4 protein-coding genes are annotated in these 3,536 nt (G+C 58.9%); all 4 read right to left on the bottom strand.

Features of this window, described 5'->3' with window-relative positions; genetic code table 11:
* On the bottom strand, positions 1 to 1,064 hold a 1,064-nt coding region (gene serS, locus V3W31_03300; GenBank protein MEE9613966.1), incomplete at its 3' end, for a serine--tRNA ligase.
* A gap of 3 nt (positions 1,065 to 1,067) precedes the next feature.
* Complete coding sequence (locus V3W31_03295; GenBank protein MEE9613965.1) at positions 1,068 to 1,682, bottom strand: flavin prenyltransferase UbiX; 615 nt, start codon at positions 1,680 to 1,682, stop codon at positions 1,068 to 1,070.
* Between the two features lie 59 nt (positions 1,683 to 1,741).
* A complete protein-coding gene (locus V3W31_03290; protein MEE9613964.1) occupies positions 1,742 to 3,229 on the bottom strand; it encodes a DegQ family serine endoprotease in 1,488 nt (495 codons plus the stop codon).
* A gap of 54 nt (positions 3,230 to 3,283) precedes the next feature.
* On the bottom strand, positions 3,284 to 3,536 hold a 253-nt coding region (locus tag V3W31_03285), incomplete at its 5' end, for a DUF1844 domain-containing protein (GenBank protein MEE9613963.1).

The raw sequence follows: 3,536 nt of genomic DNA, 5'->3' as shown, positions 1-3,536 counted from the left end.
CTATAGCGCTCCTGAGCCGGGAGCCATACCTCTATATCGTAGGTCTTGGCCGCCGAAAAGCCGAGGTCGCCGGTACAGAGCGTAACAACCCTGTAATGCAGCCCCAATAACTTTAAAACCTCCTCGGCGTCGGCGGTGAGCTTTTCGAGCTCACCATAACTCGACTCCGGGCTTGACTCCGGGCCGGTCTCCGGCGCTACGAACTTAACGAGCTCGACCTTATTGAACTGGTGCTGGCGTATAAGACCCTTTACATCTTTCCCGTAAGAGCCGGCCTCTTTCCTGAAGCACGGCGTGTAGGCGGTGTAATAGATAGGCAGCGTGTCTTCTTCCAGTATCTCTTCTCGGTGGACGTTCGTTACGGGCACCTCGGCCGTCGGGACGAGGTAGTGGTCCCAGCCCTCTATCTTGAACTGGTCGTCGCGGAACTTCGGGAGCTGCCCTGTGCCGACGAAGCACTCCTCCTTTACCATAAATGGCGGGAGGATCTCTGTGTAGCCGTGTTTGGTCGTATGGAGGTCGAGCATGAAGTTTATGAGCGCCCTCTCCAAACGCGCGCCGGGGCCTTTAAGAAGAGAGAACCGGGCGCCGGCGAGCTTCCCGGCCCTCTCAATGTCGATTATCCCGAGCGTCTCGCCGAGCTCGACGTGGTCTTTTACCGTAAACGGGAACTCGGGCTTTTCCCCGTGCGTCCTCACGACCGGGTTATCGTTTTCGTCCTTGCCGACGGGTACGCTCTCATGCGGGAAGTTAGGCAGGGTCAGCATAAAACCCCTTAGCTCGGCGTCCACCGCGGCAAGCTCGTTATCGAGCTCCTTTATGCGCTCGTTTACGCCCTTCATCTCGGCGGTAAGTTTTCCCGAGTCCTTGCCCTCTTTCTTGAGCCTGCCCACCTCCTGCGAGACCTTGTTCCTCTTTTCCTTAAGGGCCTCGACCTCCCGGAGGAGAGAACGCCTCTTACCGTCGAGCGAGGTCACGGGTGCGAGATCCAACGCCTCGTCTCTCGCCTTAAGCCTTTTCCCGGCCTCTTCGAGGTTGTCTCTTATATATTTTATGTCGAGCATCCCTTACTCTTTCCCCGTCCACCTTTTATAGAGGTCGTTCTCCACGCCGAGCACGTCGAGCACTTTTCCGACGACGAAGTCCACCGCGTCGTCGAGCGTTTCGGGTTTCGAGTAGAAGGCGGGCATGGCGGGCACAATGGCCACGCCGAGCCTCGCGAGTTTCAGCATGTTTTCGAGGTGAATGGCACTAAGCGGGGTTTCCCTCGGTACGAGCACGAGCCTACCGTTTTCCTTGATGGTGCAGTCCGCGGCCCTCTCGATCAGGTTCCCCGACACGCCCGTGGCAACCCTGGCGAGCGTACCCATGGAGCAGGGGCATATGACCATGGTCTTTTTCAAGGCCGAGCCGCTTGCGAGCGGCGAGGTCAACTCGTCCGAGGGGGTGTAGCCGAGCTTGCCGCGCGCGCCTTTGAAGGCGGCCCTTATGGTCTCCGCGACGTCCGCCCCCCCCCCCCCGCCCGGGGCGAGCGTAAAGCCGGTCTCCTCCCGGAGGAGCAGAAAACCGGAAGGGGAGATGATAAGGTCCACATCATCTCCCCTCCTTAAAAGCTCTTCTATGAGCCTCAGGCCGTAGCTGGCGCCGCTGGCGCCGGTAACGGCTATTACGTAAGATGCCAAGGTGTCCTCCGGGCTGAAAGACCGGCGGCCGCGGGCCGCCGCCCGATAATGCCGTCCGTCTACTCCGCCAGCTTTACCGTAACGAAGATGGTGTTCTTACCCCTCATAACGAAAAAGAGTATCAGGTCGCCTTCCACCGCGGCCTTTATCTCCTTGCGGTACTCCGCTATGCCCCTTACCGGTTTCTTGTTTATCGCCTTTATGATGTCCCCTCGTTTGAGGCCCGCATTGCCCGCCGGGCTGTCCGGGTTTACCGCCGTTACGAGCACCCCCTCGATATCCTCGATGCCGAGCCCCTCGGCCATCTCGACGGGTATGGGCTGGACCGTGAGCCCTATCTTCTTCTCGGGGACGGACTCGGACTCCTCTTCGGCGGCTTCGTGCCCTTTTCCGTCATCCCGCTTCTTCGCTACCGTAAGGGTGAGCTTCTTTTCCTTGCCGTCCCTTATGACCTTTACCCGGACCTCTTTCCCGGGCGGTACGGCGGCCACCAGCCTCGGGAGGTCGTTCATGCCCGCTACTTCCTTGTCGTCGAACTCTACGAGTATATCTCCGGACTTTATGCCTGCCTTATCCGCCGGGTCGTCGGGCACCACCGATGAAATCAGCGCGCCGGTCGGCTCCTCAAGGCCGAAGGCCTCGGCTATGTCACGGGTTACCTCCTGGACGGTAACGCCTATCCACCCCCTGGTAATCTTCCCGGTTTCCTTCAACTGAATGAGTATGTCCTTTACCATATTGACCGGGATGGCGAAGCCTATGCCCTGGCCCCCGGCGATGATGGCGGTATTTATGCCCACCACCTCTCCCTTGAGGTCGAAGAGCGGACCGCCGGAGTTGCCCGGGTTTATGGACGCGTCGGTCTGGATGAAGTCGTCATAAGGCCCCGCACCTATAATCCTGCCCTTCTGGCTTACTATCCCGGCCGTGACAGTGCCGCCGAGCCCGAAGGGGTTGCCTATCGCGACCACCCACGCCCCGACCTCCAGCCTGTCCGAATCGCCGAGCGCGACCACGGGCAGGTCTTCTCCGGCATCCACCTTGATGAGCGCGATGTCTATCTTCTCGTCCTTGCCTATGACCTCGGCCTTGTACTCCTTCTTCTTCTTCCCCGTAAGGGTGACTATAATCTCGGTCGCGTTCTCTATGGTGTGGTTATTGGTGAGGATGTAGCCCTCCTCGTTTATGATGAAGCCCGAGCCGAGGCTCTGTCTTTTGAACTCCCTCTCCGGCTCGCCGAAGAATTTGTAAAAATCCTCCCCGAAAAAGTCCTCGAACGGGGTCCGGGGCTCGGGGAAGGGCATAGCGGGCTGCCTCTCCCTTATGACCTGGGTCGTGGATATGTTCACCACCGCCGGCGAGAGCTTCTTCGCCAGGGCCACAAAGGAGTTGGGCCCTATGGCGGGGGGCTCACCGTTGTCCGATTCTTTCCAAAAATTCTGTGCGACCGTGGATTCGGTAACGTCGAGGCTCGCGGTTATGGCAACACCCACGAGGACCGATACGAACGCCACGAGCAATATGGTTTTTATTCCGTAAGTCTTCATCTCTATACCCACCTTATTCCCCCATGAGGGGTTTTTTATCCGACCGGGCCGTCCCTACTCGACGGCCTTGCAGTACTTCAGACGCAGGTCGGCCAGTACGCCGTCCAGAAATCTCGTCTCTTCTTCCGATAGGTTCCCTTTCGTCCTGTCCCCGAGCATCCCGATTATGTCGATTGTATGCTTCGCCGCATTAACGTCCTTCTCGGCCTCCCCGGTTACCGGGTTTTGCATCTCTCCGAGGTTCACGAGAGCGGCCGTTGAAAGAGATAGTATGAACGTGGAAAACTCCGCCGGAGGCAGCGGGGGG

This window comes from Thermodesulfobacteriota bacterium (assembly GCA_036482575.1).
Taxonomy (GTDB): domain Bacteria; phylum Desulfobacterota; class GWC2-55-46; order GWC2-55-46; family JAUVFY01; genus JAZGJJ01.
Note: the sequence above shows the minus strand (reverse complement) of the source record. Positions and strands in the feature narration are given on the sequence as shown.